Annotated in this window: 18 protein-coding genes; 7 read left to right on the top strand and 11 right to left on the bottom strand. The window is 69.1% G+C overall.

From position 1 onward, the window contains the following. Positions 1–8 precede the first annotated feature (8 nt). The 6 genes from ABIE21_RS01160 to ABIE21_RS01135 are packed head-to-tail and all read right to left on the bottom strand — an operon-like array spanning position 9 to position 4351. Positions 9–587 carry a GNAT family N-acetyltransferase gene (locus ABIE21_RS01160; RefSeq protein WP_354024379.1) on the bottom strand — a complete coding sequence of 193 codons (579 nt, stop codon included), beginning with the start codon at positions 585–587 and terminating at the stop codon, positions 9–11. Positions 588–624: 37 nt separating this feature from the next. Next, positions 625–1443, bottom strand: a complete 819-nt coding sequence (locus ABIE21_RS01155) for an ABC transporter permease (RefSeq protein WP_354022952.1) — start codon at positions 1441–1443, stop codon at positions 625–627. Next, positions 1440–2381 (bottom strand): ABC transporter ATP-binding protein, encoded by a 942-nt coding sequence (locus ABIE21_RS01150; RefSeq protein ID WP_354022951.1) that lies wholly within the window; start codon positions 2379–2381, stop codon positions 1440–1442. The genes ABIE21_RS01155 and ABIE21_RS01150 overlap by 4 nt, the downstream gene beginning before the upstream one ends. A gap of 40 nt (positions 2382–2421) precedes the next feature. Further along, a complete protein-coding gene (locus ABIE21_RS01145; protein ID WP_354022950.1) occupies positions 2422–3087 on the bottom strand; it encodes a uracil-DNA glycosylase in 666 nt (221 codons plus the stop codon). Further along, entirely contained in the window at positions 3084–3809 is a 726-nt protein-coding gene (locus tag ABIE21_RS01140; protein ID WP_354022949.1) for a Type 1 glutamine amidotransferase-like domain-containing protein, read from the bottom strand. The genes ABIE21_RS01145 and ABIE21_RS01140 overlap by 4 nt, the downstream gene beginning before the upstream one ends. After that, a complete protein-coding gene (locus tag ABIE21_RS01135; protein ID WP_354022948.1) occupies positions 3806–4351 on the bottom strand; it encodes a phosphoribosyltransferase in 546 nt (181 codons plus the stop codon). Before ABIE21_RS01135 ends, ABIE21_RS01140 begins: the two co-directional genes overlap by 4 nt. A 58-nt stretch (positions 4352–4409) precedes the next feature. Between ABIE21_RS01135 and ABIE21_RS01130 the strand changes: the two genes are divergently transcribed. Then, on the top strand, positions 4410–5876 hold the full coding sequence (locus ABIE21_RS01130) for an MFS transporter (protein ID WP_354022947.1): 1467 nt from the start codon (positions 4410–4412) through the stop codon (positions 5874–5876). Here the strand turns inward: ABIE21_RS01130 and ABIE21_RS01125 are convergent. Continuing rightward, complete coding sequence (locus tag ABIE21_RS01125) at positions 5873–6646, bottom strand: SDR family NAD(P)-dependent oxidoreductase (protein ID WP_354022946.1); 774 nt, start codon at positions 6644–6646, stop codon at positions 5873–5875. The genes ABIE21_RS01130 and ABIE21_RS01125 overlap by 4 nt on opposite strands. Before the next feature lie 33 nt (positions 6647–6679). Here ABIE21_RS01125 and ABIE21_RS01120 point away from each other — a divergent pair, with 33 nt between their 5' ends. Next, complete coding sequence (locus tag ABIE21_RS01120) at positions 6680–7801, top strand: acyltransferase family protein (protein WP_354022945.1); 1122 nt, start codon at positions 6680–6682, stop codon at positions 7799–7801. Here ABIE21_RS01120 and ABIE21_RS01115 read toward each other — a convergent pair whose 3' ends face one another. After that, entirely contained in the window at positions 7802–9301 is a 1500-nt protein-coding gene (locus ABIE21_RS01115) for an MFS transporter (RefSeq protein WP_354022944.1), read from the bottom strand. Continuing rightward, positions 9298–9867 carry a PadR family transcriptional regulator gene (locus tag ABIE21_RS01110; protein WP_354022943.1) on the bottom strand — a complete coding sequence of 190 codons (570 nt, stop codon included), beginning with the start codon at positions 9865–9867 and terminating at the stop codon, positions 9298–9300. Before ABIE21_RS01110 ends, ABIE21_RS01115 begins: the two co-directional genes overlap by 4 nt. A gap of 192 nt (positions 9868–10059) precedes the next feature. Between ABIE21_RS01110 and ABIE21_RS01105 the strand changes: the two genes are divergently transcribed. The 5 genes from ABIE21_RS01105 (at position 10060) to ABIE21_RS01085 (ending at position 15977) form a co-directional block, all read left to right on the top strand. Then, complete coding sequence (locus ABIE21_RS01105; RefSeq protein ID WP_354022942.1) at positions 10060–11376, top strand: bifunctional o-acetylhomoserine/o-acetylserine sulfhydrylase; 1317 nt, start codon at positions 10060–10062, stop codon at positions 11374–11376. A gap of 68 nt (positions 11377–11444) precedes the next feature. Continuing rightward, positions 11445–12650, top strand: coding sequence for a homoserine O-acetyltransferase MetX (gene metX, locus ABIE21_RS01100; RefSeq protein WP_354022941.1), 1206 nt, complete (start codon positions 11445–11447; stop codon positions 12648–12650). A gap of 207 nt (positions 12651–12857) precedes the next feature. Continuing rightward, complete coding sequence (locus tag ABIE21_RS01095) at positions 12858–14021, top strand: sensor histidine kinase (protein ID WP_354022940.1); 1164 nt, start codon at positions 12858–12860, stop codon at positions 14019–14021. Between the two features lie 11 nt (positions 14022–14032). Then, the gene (locus tag ABIE21_RS01090) at positions 14033–15271 is read left to right on the top strand and encodes a hypothetical protein (RefSeq protein ID WP_354022939.1); all 1239 of its coding nucleotides are present in this window, start codon (positions 14033–14035) and stop codon (positions 15269–15271) included. A gap of 37 nt (positions 15272–15308) precedes the next feature. After that, positions 15309–15977 (top strand): response regulator transcription factor, encoded by a 669-nt coding sequence (locus tag ABIE21_RS01085; RefSeq protein WP_354022938.1) that lies wholly within the window; start codon positions 15309–15311, stop codon positions 15975–15977. A 16-nt stretch (positions 15978–15993) separates the two neighbouring features. On the opposite strand, the gene ABIE21_RS01080 is transcribed toward ABIE21_RS01085, so the two are convergent. Both ABIE21_RS01080 and ABIE21_RS01075 read right to left on the bottom strand, forming a co-directional pair. Further along, positions 15994–17211, bottom strand: coding sequence for an MFS transporter (locus ABIE21_RS01080; RefSeq protein WP_436232292.1), 1218 nt, complete (start codon positions 17209–17211; stop codon positions 15994–15996). Continuing rightward, complete coding sequence (locus ABIE21_RS01075; RefSeq protein ID WP_354022937.1) at positions 17208–17522, bottom strand: thiamine-binding protein; 315 nt, start codon at positions 17520–17522, stop codon at positions 17208–17210. The genes ABIE21_RS01080 and ABIE21_RS01075 overlap by 4 nt, the downstream gene beginning before the upstream one ends. Positions 17523–17524 lie beyond the last annotated feature (2 nt).

Genomic DNA, 17524 nt, shown 5'->3' with positions numbered 1-17524 from the left:
GCCCGGCGCTACTTCAGGCTCTTCTGCATCATGTAGGTGCCGAGCCAACGGCCGAACTTGAAGCCGACCTTGCCCATGTGGCCGATGTCCTTGAAACCGTAGTCCTTGTGGATCTTGATCGATCCCTCTGCGCCCTTGTCGGCGATGACGGCGATGATCTCCTTGATGCCGGCGGCCTTCGACCGCGTGATCAGCTCGCCGAGAAGCACCTTGCCGAGGCCCTTGCCTGTGGAGGCGGGGCCGAGGTAGATCGAGTTCTCGACCGTGAACCGGTAGGCAGCCTTCTCCTTCCACGGGTAGACGTAGGCGTAGCCGAGGATCTGCCCGCTCGGGCTCACCGCCACGATGTACGGGAAGCCGAGCTTCTGCACCGAGGCGAACTTGCGGCGCAGCGCCGCGATCGTCATCGGCTTCTCGTCGAACGTCACCGTCGAGTTGAGGACGTAGTGGTTGTAGATCTCGCGGATGTGCGGCAGGTCCTGCTCGACGGCGTCGCGGATCGAGTATTCGAACACCGGCGTGGGCTCCGGCGCCTTCTTCAGGTGCGGCGGCAGAACGCGCCGCGGCTGGTATTCCTCTTCGAGCATCGGGGCGCCCTCCATCCGAGTCCAGCCTAAACGCCGATCAGGTCACGTCCTTCTTCCACGTGGTGACGTACCCGAGGATCGCCGCTACGGCGGCGATGGCGGCGAGCACGAGACCGCCCTGCCACCATTCGAGGGCGACGGTCTCGGTCGTCATCATCCCCAGCGACGTGAAGACGCTCCAGCCGACGAGGGCGTCGCTCGCCGACCCCGGCAGGAACTGGCCGACCTGCGCGGTCCACTCCCAGATGAACGACACCGAGCGGAGGATCGGCTCGAGAAACTGGGTGAACGCGAGCACGATCACGAGCACGGCCACCTGGTTGGGCACGAGGGTGCCGAGCGCCACCCCGATGGCCGCCCACAGAGCCATGGCCAGGATGACGCGCACGACGAGGATCCACGTGTTGCCGTCGTCGAGCCGGGCGTCCTGGCCGACCAGCGAGAGGATCAGGGCGCCGGGTCCGATCGACGAGATCAGCGCGATGACCCCGTAGAGCGCGCCGACGACGGCCATGGCGATGAGCTTCGCACCGAGCACCTGGCCGCGCCGCGGGTTCGCGAGGAAGGTCGGTGTGAGCGTCTGGTGCCTGAACTCCGACGTCGCCGACAGCGCGCCGAGCAGCACGGGGAAGACGTAGCCGATCGCCGAGGCAGAGCTGTAGATGATGAGGTGGATCTCCGACATGTCGAGCACCGGCGCCGTCGGGTCGGCCGACGTGTCGAGGCTGCCGAACACCCCGGCGAGGATGCCGGCGACCGAGCCGACGTAGACGAACATCACGAGGGCGAGGATCCACCACAGCCGGGTGCTGAAGATCTTGTCGAGTTCGGCACGTGTGGCCCTGACGAGGTTCACGACTGCGCTCCTTCGACCGGCGGGGCGGCGTGCGCGCCGACACGGGGTGGCGGCTCGTCGCTCGTGAGTTCGAGGAATGCCGCTTCGAGTCCGGCCTGCTGGGCGGCGAGCAGGCTGAGCGGAACACCCGCCCGCTGGGCGATCGCGCCGATGTCGGCGGCCGGGATGTCTTTGACGATGAGCCCGGCGTCTGTCGGGTCGACGCGCGCTCCGGCCGCGAGCAGTGCGCTGAGCAGCGCCGCCCGGTCGGGTGCGTCGACGGCCACCTTCGCCGACATCTCGAGCCCGGCGAGGGTCCCGTCGTAGACGAGGCGGCCGCGGGAGATGATGACGGCGCGGTCGACGCTCTGCTGCACCTCGCTGAGCAGGTGGGAGGAGACGAGCACCGTGCGACCCTCGGCCGCGAGCTCGCGCAGGAAGCCGCGGATCCAGCGGATCCCCTCGGGGTCGAGGCCGTTGATCGGCTCGTCGAGGACGAGCACCCGGGGGTCGCCGAGCAGGGCGAAGGCGAGACCGAGCCGCTGCCGCATCCCCAGCGAGTAGCCGCCGACGCGCCGGTCGGCGTGTTCGGCGAGCCCGACCTGGGTGAGCACCCGGTCGACGCGGCCCGCGTCGATCGCCGCGGCGGTGGCGTAGATGCGGAGGTGGGCGCGGGCTGTGCGCCCGGGGTGGAAGCTCGACGCCTCGAGCGCGGTCCCCACCATCGCGAGCGGCTGCTCCAGGTCGTGGTAGCCGACCCCGCCGAACGTCGCCGACCCCGAGCTGGGTCTGACCAGACCGAGCAGCATGCGCAGGGTCGTCGTCTTTCCCGCACCGTTCGGCCCGAGGAAACCGGTGACCTGCCCGGGCTCGACGGTGAACGTGAGGTCGGAGACGGCCTGCACCGGCCCGAAGGCCTTCGAGAGTTGCGAGACGTCGATGGTCGTTGCGGCTGCCATAGTGCAGAAACTACAGGACACGAGCGAGTCTCAGAAGGGACTAGTCGAGATTCCAGTCGATCGGATGCGCCCCCTGCGCCTCGAGGGCGGCATTGGCGCGGCTGAACGGCCTCGACCCGAAGAAGCCGCGGGAGGCCGAGAGCGGGCTCGGATGCGCCGAGGCGATCACCGGGGTCTCGCCGAGCAGCGGCTCGAGCGACTGCGCGTCGCGACCCCAGAGGATCGCGACGAGCGGCTGATCCCTGGCCACCAGGGTGCGGATCGCCAGGTCGGTGACCTGCTCCCAGCCTCGGCCGCGATGCGAGCCCGCGACCCCCGGCCGCACGGTGAGAACGCGGTTGAGCAGCATCACCCCGTTGTCGGCCCACGCCGACAGGTCGCCGTGCCCGGGGATGTCGACGCCGAGATCGTCGCGCAGCTCGCGGAAGATGTTGGCGAGACTCCGCGGCAGCGGGCGCACGCGGCGGTCGACGGCGAACGAGAGGCCGATCGGATGCCCCGGCGTCGGGTACGGGTCCTGCCCGACGATCAGCACCCTGACGTCGGCCAGCGGGCGGGCGAAGGCCCGCAGGACGTTCTCTCGGGCGGGGAGGAATCCGTGGCCGTGGGCCTCCTCGCCGTCGAGGAACGCCTCGAGCTCGGCAGCCCGACCCTTCACGGGCTCGAGGGCGGCTGCCCAGCCGGAGTCGATCGTGCCGAGGCTCATGCCCCGAGGGTGCTGACCAGAACCCCGTCGTCGTGCTGGTTGACCTGCCAGACGCTGCCCGTCCCGACGACCCGCAGCGAGTCGTCGCCCACGATCAGCACGGTGAACTCGTCGATCGCGATGCCTCCGTCGACCAGGCCGGCCTCGGTCGCCGCGACGAGCCTCGTGAGGGTGCCCCACTGGGCGGCGTGCACGTCGATCGCCAGGTCGACGAGGCCGAGCCCCTGAGCGACGGTGACGTCTTCGAGGTCTTCGCTCGCGGACTCCGCGCAGACAGGGATCTCGCCGATCATCCACCCGCCGATGAGTGCGGTGTCGGCGGCGATCGCGGCCCCGGCGGAGAAGCCGAGGTACGGCAGCCCGTCGGCGACGAGCATCCGGATCTCCTCGACGATGGGCGCTACGCCGTCGAGGTACGCGGGAGTGAGCCCGCCCCCGATCAACAGCCCGTCGACGTCGGTGAGCACCGCCGAGGTGAACAGCTCGCCCTCGGCGACGGAGGTCACGACCGGTTCGACGAGTGCGACGCGCAGCAGTTGCTCGCGATACTGCGCGGCGCGGTCGGGGGCGTTCCCGTCGCCGTCGCTGACGAGGAGGACGGCGACGCGCGGGAGGGCACGCCCGCTGGCGGACGCGCGCACCGCGACCTCGGCGAGGAAGTCGACGTAGACCTCGCCGTCGTAGTCGTCTGCCCAGCCGCCGCCGACGAGATGGATGCTCACGCGTCTGCTCCCCGGGTCGGCACGAATCCGTCGACCTCGACGACCGGGAGAACCGACCAGGGGAAGTTGATCCAGCGGTCGGTGTTCTTCCACGTGTAGTCGGGAACGTGCACGGTGCCCGGCTTGGTGTACAGCACGACGGTGCGCACGGTGGCGCCGCTCGCCTTGAGCAGCTGGTCGACCATGGCGAGCGTGCGGCCGGAATCGGAGACGTCGTCGACGAGCAGCACCTTCTTGCCGTCGAGGGTGGAGTCGTCGAACATCGGCGGGAGCATGATCGGTTCGGGGAGCCGCTCCCCCACCCCGGTGTAGAACTCGATGTTCATGGCACCGCAGCTCTTCGCCCCGATGGCGTACGCGATCGAGCCGGCCAGGAGCAGGCCTCCACGGGCGATCGCGACGACGACGTCCGGCACGAATCCGCTGCCCAGGACGTCGCGGCCGAGCTCGCGCGAGGCGACGCCGAACTGGTCCCAGGTGAGCACCTCGCGGTCGGGGGTGAGTTCGGGCGCTGGCGGGATGTCGGAGGCGAGAGAAGTCATAGAGACACGCTATCCCGCCGCCGAACCGCGCGGGTGTCGATGCCGCTAGCATCCGTTCATGACACTTCTTCGAGGCAGTGCTGGCGCGATCACCTTCGGCCTGATCGGGTACCTCTTTCTCGTCGAGATCGTGAGCGGGATCCTTCAGGGGTTCTACGTGCCGCTCATCCCCGACCTGGTCGAGCATCTCGGCATCCGCGACGCCGACTTCAACTGGTTCGAGGCGGCTCAGCTGCTCGTCGCAGCCCTGTCGGTTCCGATTCTCGCCAAGCTCGGCGACATGTACGGCCACAAGCGCATCCTGCTCGTCTCGACGGTGCTGACGGCGGGCGCGACCTGGTGGCTGGCGTTCGCGGGGGACTTCACGAGCTTCCTCGTGGCCTGGTCGCTGCAGGCGTTCTACACGGTGTGGCTGCCGCTCGAGATCGCGCTCATCTTCGACCGTGGCCGCCGCACCGGCACGGCGGCGTCGGCGACGCGCAAGGCCGCCGGCTTCCTGGTGGTCGCACTGCAGAGCGGGGCTATCGTCGGGGCCCTGCTCGGCGGACGCATCTTCGCGGCGTTCGACGAGAACGTGACGCTCACCCTCATGGTGCCGGCGGTCGCGGTGACCCTGGTGTTCTTCGCGATCCTGTTCGGGGTGCCGGAGTCGCAGCCGCTTCCCGGCCGCTCGCTCGACGCCGTGGGCTTCGGGCTGTTGAGCCTCGGCCTGCTGCTGATCACGGCCGGGCTCACCTTCCTGCGCATCACCGGCCCGGAGAGCTGGTGGGTCTACGCGCTGATGGTCGCCGGCGTGCTGGTGTTCGTGCCGTGGGCCAGGTACGAGCTGCGCAAGGACGACCCGGCGATCGACCTGCGCGTCATGCGCCAGCCGAACATGTGGCCCGTGCAGCTGACGGCGGCGCTCATCGGCATCAGCCTCCTCGGCGCTCAGGCGCCGTTGGCGACCTTCGCGGGAACCGACCGCGAGGAGGTCGGCTACGGCCTGTCGCTCGATGCGACGGACATCTCGTACCTGATCGGCGCCTACCTCGTCTCGCTCATCGTGGGCGCGCTGCTGTTCCCGCTGCTGTCGCGGCTCACCACGCCCCGCGTCGCTCTCATCGTCGCCGCGTTCGCCGTGGCCATCGGCTACGCGTTGTTCCTGCCGTTCCACGACACCGTCGTGCACGTGTTCACCAACATGATCGTGGCGGGCCTCGGGGCCGGTGCCCTCGTCGGAGCGCTCCCCGCGGCCGCCGCGGCGGCGGCACCGCGCGGTCAGACGGGCATCGCGACCGCGATGACCAACACGACCAAGACGATCGGCGGGTCGTTCGCGTCGTCGGTGTTCGCGGTTCTGCTGGCGGTGGGTGCGACGCAGCTCGTCGGCAGCACCGCGTCGAGCCTGTTCGGCTACCTCACGGTGTTCTCGATCTGCGCCGGCGGGGCACTCGTGGCGGCCGTGCTGCTGTTCCTGGTGCCCAAACTGGCGTTCGCCGACGCCGACGTCGCCCGGGAGGCGGTGCCGACGACGACGCTCTAGCGGGGGGCGAGCTCGCCGCGGACGACCTTGTGCGGCGCGGCCTGCGCCACCGGCTTGATCGTGATCAGGTCGAGGTTCACGTAGAACGGCAGCTCGATCGCGTGCACGATCGACTCCGCGATGTCCTCCGCGACCAGCGGGTCGGTCACGTCGTTGTACACGGCGTCGGCGCGCGCCTGGTCGCCGCCGAACCGCACCAGGGAGAACTCCTCGGTCTTGACCATGCCGGGGGCGACCTCGATGACGCGGATCGGCTCGCCGGCGAGTTCGAGCCGAAGCACCGCCATCAGCGCGTGCGCGGCGAACTTCGCGGCGTTGTACCCGCCGCCGCCCTCGTAGGCGACGTGCCCGGCGATGGACGTGACCGTGAGGATGTCCGCGCCGCCGCCGTCCACCGCGGCCCGACGCAGCAGGGGAAGCAGAGCGGACGTGACGCGCTTCACCGCGACGACGTTGACGTCGAACATCCGCGTCCAGTCATCCGCATCGCTGTCCTCGACGCTCGCCATGCCGAACGCGCCGCCCGCGTTGTTCACGAGGGCGTGCACCGGCCCGAGCCCTGAGACGTAGTCTCGCAGCGCGTCGACGTCGGCCTGCACGGTCACGTCGGCGACGAACACGTCTGCGCCGGTCTCGGCGGCGAGAGCCTCCAGCCGGTCGGCGCGGCGGGCGACGCCGACGACGTCCCAGCCGCGCTGACGGAACAGCCGCACCGTGGCGGCACCGATCCCCGAGCTGGCACCGGTCACTACAACGCGTCGAGAAGTCATAGGAACAAAAGTACCGTCGGTACACTGGCTTCGATGACAGTCGTGACCCCGCCGCCGCCGACCAGACCAGCGGCGCCGAAGGTGCGCGTTCCATTCTGGGACAACGCGCGGTTCCTCTGCGTGACCCTCGTCGTCATCGGCCACGGCATACAGCGGCTCATCGCCGAGTCCGACAACGCGCTCATCGTCTACCTCTTCATCTACGCCTTCCACATGCCGGCGTTCGCGATCATCAGCGGGTACTTCTCGAGGCCGGGCGCGCCGAACAACCGGCAGATGACCAAGGTGATCACCGACATCCTCGTTCCCTACGTGATCATGGAGACGATCTGGACTTTCGTGCAGTTCGTCGTCGAGGGCAAGCAGCAGTTCAACATCACGCAGCCCAGCTGGACCCTGTGGTTTCTGCTCGCGCTCGGCATCTTCCGGCTGATCCTGCCGTATCTGGCGTTGCTCAAGTTCCCGCTGCTGATCGCCGTCATCGCCTCTGTCGGCGTCGGCTACTTCGGCAACGTCGACAGCACCTTCTCGCTCTCGAGGGCCATCGGCATCCTGCCGTTCTTCGTGCTCGGTTGGAAGGCGAACGAGTGGGGGATCGTCGACCGCTGGCGCCGGGTCGCCGACGGCGGCGGCTGGTGGGTGCGCGGGGTCGCGGTCGCCGTGCTGCTCGGCTGGCTCGCCGTCGTGGCAGGCAACATCCAGGTGTGGCGGGCCATCGACCTGCGCTTCTGGTTCTTCTACGACGACTCCTACAGCGGCCTCGGCGAGGAGGAGTGGTGGGCGGGCCTCGTGCGGCTCGGGCTCATCGCGCTCGCGGTGGTGCTCACCGCCGCGTTCTTCGTGCTCATCCCCCGCGGCGAGACCTGGATCACCGACTTCGGCACGTCGACGATGTACGTGTACCTGCTGCACAGTTTCATCCTCTACCCGCTGCGCGAGACGGGCGTGATCTCCGACGAGCGCACCTCGGCGGTGTGGCTGCTGAGCATGATCCTCGCCTGCATCGCCATCTCGATCGCGCTGTCGTCGCCGCTCGTGCGACGGGTCTTCCGGCCCATCATCGAGCCGAAGCCGCGCTGGCTGTTCGTGAAACAGAAAGAGGGGCCGATGCGGGAGACGCGCACCGACCCCACCGGCTCCCGACGGAGCCGCTGACTACTCGACCGGTGCCGCGGGAGCGTGACCGCTCTCGACCCGCTTGGGCAGGGCGAAGACGAGCACGAACGCCACGATGCTCAGCGCCGCGCTCAGGCCGATGGCCCAGGCCGCCGCGTCGGTGAAGGCCTGAGCCACGTCGTCGGGTCCGGAGATGTCGGCGTTCGCGATGCCGGCGAACAGCACGCTGCCGACCACGGCGATGCCGACCGCGCTGCCGATGCGCTGCATCACGCCGATGACGCCGCTGGCGCCGCCCGCCTCGGAGCGGTCGACCGTCGCCACGATGAACTGCGCGTTCGGGGCGATGAAGAGTCCGTTGCCGAGTCCGGCGACGAGCAACGGCAGCAGGAGCATCCAGCTGGTGAGGTCCTCCCCCGCCACGGTGAGCAGCAGCACGAACACGGCGACGAGGCCGATGGCGAGCAGGCCGACACCCACGACCAGCACGTTGCGGCCGAGCCGTGCGGTGAGCCGGTTGCTCTGCGACGAGCCGATGATCGAGCCGATCGCGAACGGGATCGACACGAGCCCCGACTCGAGCGCGGTGTGGCCGAGGCCCGACTGCCAGAGCAGGGAGATCACGAAGAAGATGCTCGTGAACGCGGCGAAGTAGACGAGCGCGAGAATGGTACCGCCCGTGAACGCGGGGTGGCTGAACAGGTGCGGGGGCACGAGCGCGCTGTTGCCGCGCTTGGTGTAGGCGACCTCCCAGAAGGCGAATGCGACGACGAGCACGGCGCCGGCGACGAGCGTCAGGAACGTCCAGAGCGGCCAGCCCTGGTCTTCGCCCTCGATCAGCGGCACCAGCAGCGCGATGAGCGCGGCAGACAGCAGTACGAGGCCGATGACGTCGATGCCCGACTTGGCGCCCTTGGCGGCCTTCACGTCTGCGCCGTTGGGCAGCAGGATCGCAGCGGCGATCAGCGCGACGATACCGATAGGCAGGTTGACACCGAAGACGAGACGCCAGCCGCTCTCCTCGCCGAACGCCTCGATGATGAGACCGCCGATGATCGGGCCGAGCGCCGTCGAGACGCCGATGACGGCGCCCATGATCGCGAACGCCTTGCCGCGTGACTGGGCGGGGAAGAGCAGTTGGATGAAAGCCGTCACCGCCGGCACGAAGATGCCGCCCGCGAAGCCCTGCACGACGCGCGCGATGATGAGCTGCAGGTCGTTCTGTGCGAGACCGCAGGCGACGCTGGCCGCGGTAAACAGGGCGAGGCCGGTGAAGAACACCCATTTGTGGCCGATGCGGTCGCCGAGCCGGCCGGCCGGGATCAGCACGAGTCCGAAGGCGAGGGCGTAGCCGGAGATGATCCAGGAGAGGGTGGCCTCCGACGCGTCGAGGGAGGTGCGGATGCTGGGAAGCGCGACATTCACAATGGTGGTGTCGAGCAGGGCGATGAACATGCCGGCGAGCAGCACGATGAGCGCCTGCCAGGCGCGGCGGGGAATGGGCGGCGCGACGGGGCGTGCGGCGGCGGTCTCGGTCATGAGGTGGCTTTCTCTTGTGCCGACTCGTCGGCGATGATGGCGGGAAGTTCGGAGACGAGCGCGTGGTGCCAGTCGAGGTCGGCGCGAAGCCTCGCCGACTTGTGCGACAGCATGAAGCGCTCGTTGACGGTGAGGTACTGGTCGGCGCTGGCCCTCTGGGCCTCGCTCTCGGCGAGCATGCGCTCGAGGGTCGCGATGCGGGTCTCCAGGGTTTCGGCGACGCCGTCGAGCGTGTCCGGGTCGAGGCGGGACATGGCGAGGTCGAAGGGGTCGGGCCTGAACACGACGGTGCTCAGCGCCTCGCGACGCAGCCCGGCGAGCGCGGCCCTGCCGGCCGGCGAGATCTCGTAGACCTGACGCTCGGGGTAGTTGCCCTCGCGTTCCACCCGCAGCTCGGAGATGAGCCCCTCGGCCGCGAGCCGTTTGATGACGCCGTAGAGCGACCCGACGGAGATGTCGGTCCAGTAGTGCACGTGCTCCCTCTCGGCGAGGAGTCGCAACTGGTGTCCGTGCATCGGACCCTCGACCGCGAGCGCGCCGAGGACGTAGAGGCGCACGGAAGACATGCTTACTACTCTCGCATGAGTAGTCGCGCGATGCAAGCCTTCGACAGGCTCAGGGACCGCCCTTCGACAGGCTCAGGGACCGTGGGTTACGTCGTGTGTCGAGCGCGATTGCCTCCGCAGCGCGGGATTCATAGGCTCGCTGCCAACGGCGAGGCGTCACCTCGCAGAACCATTCACCGAGGAAGGGTTGCCATGAGCGACTGGAAGTTTGAAACCAAGCAGATCCATTCGGGCGCGGCACCCGACCCCGTCACCAACGCCCGCGCCACTCCGATCTACAAGACGACGTCGTACGTCTTCAACAGCGCGGAGCACGCCAAGAACCTGTTCGCGCTCGCCGAATTCGGCAACATCTACACGCGCATCCAGAATCCCACCCAGGCCGTCGTCGAAGAACGCGTCGCCGCGCTCGAGGGCGGCACCGCCGCCCTGCTCGTCGCCTCGGGGCAGGCGGCAGAGACCTTCGCCGTTCTGAACATCGCGCAGGCCGGCGACCACATCGTGTCGTCGTCGTCGATCTACGGCGGCACCTACAACCTGTTCAAGTACACGCTCGCCAAGCTCGGCATCGAGACGACGTTCGTCGAAGACCAGGACGACGCGCAGGCCTGGGCCGACGCCGTGCGCCCGAACACCAAGCTGTTCTACGCCGAGACGATCGGCAACCCGAAGATCAACATCCTCGACATCGCCCTCGTCGCCGATGTCGCCCACGAGCACGGCGTCCCGCTCATCGTCGACAACACGATCGCGACGCCCTACCTGATCCGCCCGTTCGAATACGGCGCCGACATCGTCGTGCACTCCGCGACGAAGTACCTCGGCGGCCACGGGACGGTGATCGGCGGAGTCATCGTCGACGGCGGCACGTTCGAGTGGAGCAAGAACGTGGAGAAGTTCCCCGGCCTCACCGAGCCGGACCCCAGCTACCACGGGGCGAGCTACACGGCCGCGGTCGGCGACGGCATCGCCTACATCATCAAGGCGCGGGTGCAGCTGCTGCGCGATCTGGGCTCGTCGATCTCTCCCGACAGCGCGTTCAGCCTCATCCAGGGCATCGAGACCCTAAGTCTGCGGGTGGAGCGCCACGTCGCGAACGCCCAGGCGGTCGCCGAGTGGCTCGACGACCACGACGACGTCGCATCCGTGAACTACTCCGGGCTGCCATCGAGCCCGTGGTACGAGGCGGCGGGCAAGTACGCACCCAAGGGCGTCGGCGGTGTGCTCTCGTTCGAGCTCAAGGGCGGGGTGGATGCCGGCCGCGCGCTGGTCGACAGTGTCTCCCTGTTCAGCCACGTGGCCAACATCGGCGACGTGCGCAGCCTCATCATCCACCCCGCGTCCACGACGCACTCGCAGCTCACCCCCGAGCAGCAGCTGACCTCGGGCGTCACCCCGGGACTCGTTCGACTCTCGGTGGGGCTCGAGAGCATCGACGACATCCTCGCCGACCTCCAGGCCGGCTTCACCGCGGCACGTGCGGCCGTGGCGGCGAACGCGAACGCGTAGCGCGACCGTCACACCGCGCGCGTAACAAAGCGACCCGTCGCGCGCGGATTGGCGATACTGGCTAGACCATGGACTGGCAGACACCCGAAGACACCGTGCCCTCGGCATTCATCACCGATGCCGACACGCGCTGGGTCGTCGGCAAGCCGTCGGCCACCGGGGCCTGGCGTGAGGGCGACCCGGCGGGCGACCGCCGGTTCGCCACCATCGGCGCGCTCGAACTCGAGCGCGGCGGCCAGCTGCCGTCGGTGCGCATCGCGTACGAGACCTGGGGCACCCTCGACGCGACGGCGTCCAACGCGATCCTCGTGCTGCACGCCCTCACCGGCGACAGCCACGTGACCGGTCCGCCCGGAAACGGCCACGCGACGGCGGGCTGGTGGTCGGGCAACGTCGGACCGGGAAAGGCCATCGACACCGACGAGTGGTTCGTGGTCGCACCCAACATGCTCGGCGGCTGTCAGGGCAGCACCGGCCCTGCGTCGCACTCGCCGCTCGGCCGCGAGTGGGGGGCAGACTTCCCGTTCGTCACGATCCGCGATCAGGTCGCCGCGCAGGCGGTCTTCTCGCAGGCCATCGGGATCGAACGCTGGGCGGCGGTGGTCGGCGGCTCGATGGGCGGCATGCAGGCCCTGGAATGGGCCGTGGGCCATCCCGACCGCGTCGAACGCGTCGCCGTACTGGCCGCGCCGCCGACGAGCCGCGCCGACCAGATCGCCCTGAACTCGGTGCAGATCGAGGCCGTGCGCATGGACCCCGCCTTCGCCGACGGCGAATACTACGAGGCCGCCGACGGCGACGGCCCGCATCGCGGGCTCGCACTGGCCCGGCGGATGGCGCTGCTCAACTACCGCTCCCCCGGCGAGCTCAACGACAGGTTCGAGCGCAGCTGGCAGAGCGGCCTCAGCCCCCTCGGCGGAGGCGGCAGGTACGCGGTGGAGAGCTACCTCGACTTCCACGGCAACAAGTTCACGAGGCGCTTCGACGCCAACAGCTACATCACGCTCCTCGAGGCCATGAACTCGCACGACATCGGCCGCGGCCGCGGCGGGGTCGCATCGGCCCTGGGACGCGCCACCGCGAAGGCGCTGGTCCTCGGCATCGACAGCGACCGGCTCTTCCCCGTGGACAACCAGCGGCTCATCGCGAGGCACCTGCCGGGGAACATCGACGGGACGGCCGCGGTCGTGATCGGCTCCGACTTCGGCCACGACGGCTTCCTGATCGAGGACGCGCTCGTGGGCACGCAACTCAGGCGCCTGCTGGAGGCCTGAGGCCGCGCGCACGCCGCTTTAACCGCGCAGGGGCCGCAGGTTTCCCTGCGGCCCCAGCATCCCCCGGTGTTTCTGTCCCTCTACGTGTGACTGTACCCCGATGGTCTTCCGCCATCGAGTGGCGGGGCACCCCCATTTGTGGTGGCAGACTGGCTATCACATACTGGTTGTGCGCCAGCCGTGTGGCGATCAGACGTGGGGGGCTGGATGGATCACATTCTCAAAGAGCGCGATCGCCTTCTGCAGCGCACGGCGAGAATCTACGGCCTGAGCTTCACCGCTATCGCCCTGATCTGCATCTGCGTGCCTGGCGCGGTCGTGGGCGACACCTACCTCACCGTGATTCCCCTCTTTCTCGTCCTCGGCTTCAGCCAGTACCGTGTCGGCACCAGCAGATCCCTCGTCTGGGTGCTGCTCCAGGTGATCGCCGGCCTCGGAATCGTCGTCGCGATCGCCGCGATCAACCCCCAGGGCATCTCCCCAGCCGCGCTGTCCGCCATCACCCAGCTCACCGCCGCCTCGCTCCCCTCTGTGGCCCTCGTGCTCTCCACCGACCGCATCCGCCTCGCCCTGCTCGCCCTCGTGTTCGCCGTCGTCGCCGTCACCACCGTCGCCCTCACGACGCCCTACCATTCGCCCCTCGCGACCGGCGCGCTGGTCGTTCTCGGCTGGGCGATCGCGTCGATGATCGGCATCTGGATCGGCGCCGGTGTACCCCAGGCCGCCCGGCGCATCGCGAGCATCGGGCGCGCGCACCGGGCAGAACGCCAGGCGAGCGAGATCGAGGCGCAGCGTCGCCAGTCGGCACGCCTGCTGCACGACACCGTGCTCGCCACCCTCACCCTCCTCGCGCACTCCGGAGTCGGTGTCGCCCCCGCCGCGCTGCAGCAGCAGTCGGCCGACGACGCGAAGCTGCTGCGCCAGCTGCGCCTCGGCGCGACGCCCACGCCCCTCTCGTCCGGCGGCTACAACCTCGAGCCGGTCGAGGAGACCGTGCTCGGAACGACCCTGGAGTCGGTGAAGCAGCGGTTCGGGCGGATGGGGCTCGAGGTCAGCTGGCACGGCACAGGACAGGTGCTGCTGCCGAGCGACGTGCTCGACGCGTTCCTCCTCGCCCTCGCCGAGTGCCTGGAGAACGTGCGCCGGCACTCCGGAGTGCGCGAGGCGCACGTGACCATCGTCGACGACGCGACCACCGTGCGCGCCATGATCACCGACGCCGGCGTCGGGTTCATCCTCGACGACGTCGACTCCGCCCGGCTCGGCTTCAAGGAGTCGGTCGTCGCACGGCTGAAGGAAGTCGGCGGCCACGCCCGACTGTTCTCCGAACCCGGATCGGGAACGACGGTAGTACTGGAGGTCCCACGGTGAGCTTTCCCCCGGTGAGCGAGAACACGCTCGGCCTGCTCGCCGAGGTGCGCGCGAGCCGCAGCCTCGTCGGCGGCGCCCGCCGCCTCGTGCGTTCCGACACCCCGCACCGGGCCAGCCTGGGCACCGCCTTCATCGGCATCGGCGCCTCGCTGGTCTGCGGCATCCGCGCCATCTACGGCTTCGGCTGGTTCGTCTCCTACTGGTCGACCTACCCGAACCCCGTTCCTGCCCTGATCGCCTGGGTGCTGCTCATCGTGGTGCTGGCGACAGCCTTCGTCACCGCGAGCGTCGTGGGCGACCGGCTGCCCGACTGGATGTTCGCGCTCTTTCTCGCGCTCCTCGCCACGGTGATCGTCCTCGACGTCGTCGCCATCTGGGATCTGCACGACGTCGGCCGGTACGCGACCGCGTCGCTCACCGCCGCGATGGCCCTGCTGCTCGTGATCACCCTCCGGAGGCCGTCGGAGATCCTCGTCGCGAGCGGCGCGATCGGCGTCGGCCTGCTCGCGGTGATCCTCGTCAACACCCCGCTGACCACCGACAACGTGACCATCCAGCTGACCTCGCTCGCATTCGCCGTGCTGCCCGTGGTGCTCGGCGTGCTCATCGTGCGCGGCTTCCGCAGCATGGTGCAGATCGAACTCGACCGCGTGCTCGTGCAGAGCACGGTCTCCGCGCCCCGCTTCGCGGTCGGCATGCTCGCCTCCGAGGAGCTCGCCCGGCTCGACCTCGCCGCGGAGGAGCTGCTCGACTCGGTCGCGACCGGCCGCATCGCGCTGCCGTTGCGCCCGAAGACGGCATCGGTCGCGGCCTCCCTCGCGACCGAGCTGCGCCTGCACCTCATCGAGGGCCGCCGCGAGACGTGGCTGTACCACGCCATCACGGAGTCCGAGCTGCTCGGCCGCTCGGTCACCCTCACCGACAAGGGCAGCCTCGCCGGTCTGCTCGACGCGAACCAGCGCGACGGGCTGCTCGCGGCGGTCTGGCTGCTGGTCAACGACAATGCCAAGAAGAACCTGGCGCGCACCGTGCAGGTGAACGTCGGTCCGATCGTCGCGACCACACCTGTCGCCCACGCCCATAAGCTGAGAGTGCCCATCGTCATCACGACGACGGGTGTTCCACGAAATCGTGTCGATCCATCAACATGGGACGCCATTCGACGGGTGGGACGCTACAGTGACTCAAGTCAGAACGCGAGCCTGCGGGTCGAGATCGAGTGTTTCGTCGACAACCCCGCCGACCTGTGATCCGACGCCTACGACCGCACTACAGATAGGGACCCACGTGACCGAGCCAGAAAACCGTATCCGCGTCGCCATCGTCGACGATCACCGGATGCTGTTGGGGGCCCTCACCGAGTGGATCCGCAGCGCGCAGGACATCGACATGGTGGCCGCGGTGGCCAGCTGGCCCGAGCTGCTCACCAGCCCCGCCTTCCCCGTCGACGTGGTCCTGCTCGACCTCGACCTCAAAGACAACATCCCGATCTCGCTGAAGATCTCCACCCTGAAGACGATGGCCGTGAAGGTCGTGCTCATGAGCACGTACTCCGAACCCAACGTGGTTCGCGAGGCACTGGCCGCCGGAGCCCTCGGCTACCTCGTCAAGAGCGAGGACGCCAGCATGATCATCGAGGCACTGCGCGCCGCCGCCGTCGGCGAGTCGTTCGTGTCTGCCGAGCTCGACCTGGCCCTCAACGCCGGCGAGGTGGGCGGCTCGCCCAAGCTGAGCGCCCAGGAGCGTCGCGTCATGGCGCTCTACGGCGGAGGCGAGCCCGTCAAGGCGGTCGCCTTCCAGCTGAGCATCAGCGAGGAGACCGCGAAGTCGTACCTCAAGCGAATCCGCGAGAAGTACCGCGTCGCCGGGTTCGACGTGGGAACGAAGGTCGCACTGCGCAAGCGCGCGATCGAAGACGGAATCCTCATCGAAGCCGACCTCCCCCGCGCGCTCTAACCCTCGGCCGACCCGCCTAGATCGAGTTCGAGGTGAGCGGCCTCCTGCGCTGCAACCACACACTTGCGAGCGCGAGAGCGACGCCGGGCACGCACAGCGCGAGCCCCACCCAGGTGGGCGACAGGTAGCCGAGGCCGGCCGCGATCGTGACGCCGCCGAGGTAGGCGCCGAGGCTGTTGCCGATATTGAGCGCCGCATGGTTCGCCGCGGCGGCGAGCGTCTGGCTGTCTCCGGCGACGTCCATCAGCCGGGATTGCACGGCGGGCGACAGGGCGGATGCTGCGCCGCCGACGACGAATAGCGAGACCAACAGGCCGACGGTCGTCTGGGCGAAGAGAGCGAACCCGGCGAGCGAGATCGCGAACAGCCCGAAGCAGACGAAGATCGTGCCCATCACGTTGTGGTCGGCCGCTCGCCCGCCCGCGAGGTTGCCCACGGTCATGCCGAGTCCGATCACGACGAGCGCTATGGGGATGAAGCCGTCGCCCTGCATCGTGACCTTGGTGATGACGGGCCCGACGTAGCTGTAGACGGCGAAGAAGCCGCCGAAGCCGACGGCTCCGGTGAGCAGGGCGAGCCAGACCTGCGGCCGGGTGAAGGCGGTGAGCTCCCGCCGCAGCGTGGCGGTGCGGTCTCCGGCCTGGAACGGCACGGCGAGGGCCACGGCGACGAAGGTGAGCGCGAAGATCGAGGCGACGACGAGGTAGGCGACGCGCCATCCGGCGTTCTGTCCCAGCAGGGTGATGAGAGGCACGCCGATGACATTCGCGATGGTGAGGCCCGAGAGCACGAGGGCGACCCCGCGTCCGCGTTTGCCCTCGCCCATGAGCGAGGCGGCCACGAGTGTCGCGATGCCGAAGTAGGCGCCGTGCGGCAGCCCGGCCACGAAACGCGCCACGAGCACGAGCTCGAAGGTGGGCAGGACCGCCGAGAGCACGGTCGCGAGGGTGAAGGCGGCGAGCAGCCAGAGCAGCAGCTGTTTGCGCGGGAATCGGGCGGAGAGCGCGGCGATGGTCGGCGCACCGACGACCACGCCGAGGGCGTACGCGGTGATGAGCCAGCCTGCCTGCGCGATCGCCTCGGTGGGCCTGTCGGCGTAGAGCCCGGGCAGGAGGTCGCGGGCGAGGTTCTCGATGAGGCCCATCGCCACGAATTCGGTGGTGCCGATTCCGAAGCCCCCGAGGGCGAGGGCGAGGAGGGCGAGTCGGACGCGTGCCGGTGAGAGGCCGCTCACTCGGTGTCGGCTTCGGCGATCGCACGCTCGACGCGTTCGACCTTGCCGGTGAGCTCCCCAGTGTGGCCCGGGCGGATGTCGGCCTTGAGCACGAGCGACACGCGCGGACCGAACGGTGCGACCGCCTCGGTCGCCGCCTTGACCACCGCGAACACCTCGTCCCAGTCTCCTTCGATGGTGGTGAACATCGCGTCGGTCTGGTTGGGCAGCCCGGAGGCGCGCACGACACGCACCGCGGCAGCGACCGCCTCGTGCACGGAGCCGTCGTCTGCGCTGCTTCCGACGGGTGATACGGAGAATGCGACCAGCATGA

It is taken from the genome of Conyzicola nivalis, assembly GCF_040548875.1.
Classification (GTDB): Bacteria; Actinomycetota; Actinomycetes; order Actinomycetales; family Microbacteriaceae; genus Conyzicola; species Conyzicola nivalis_A.
This window is presented reverse-complemented; position numbering and strand designations above follow the sequence as displayed.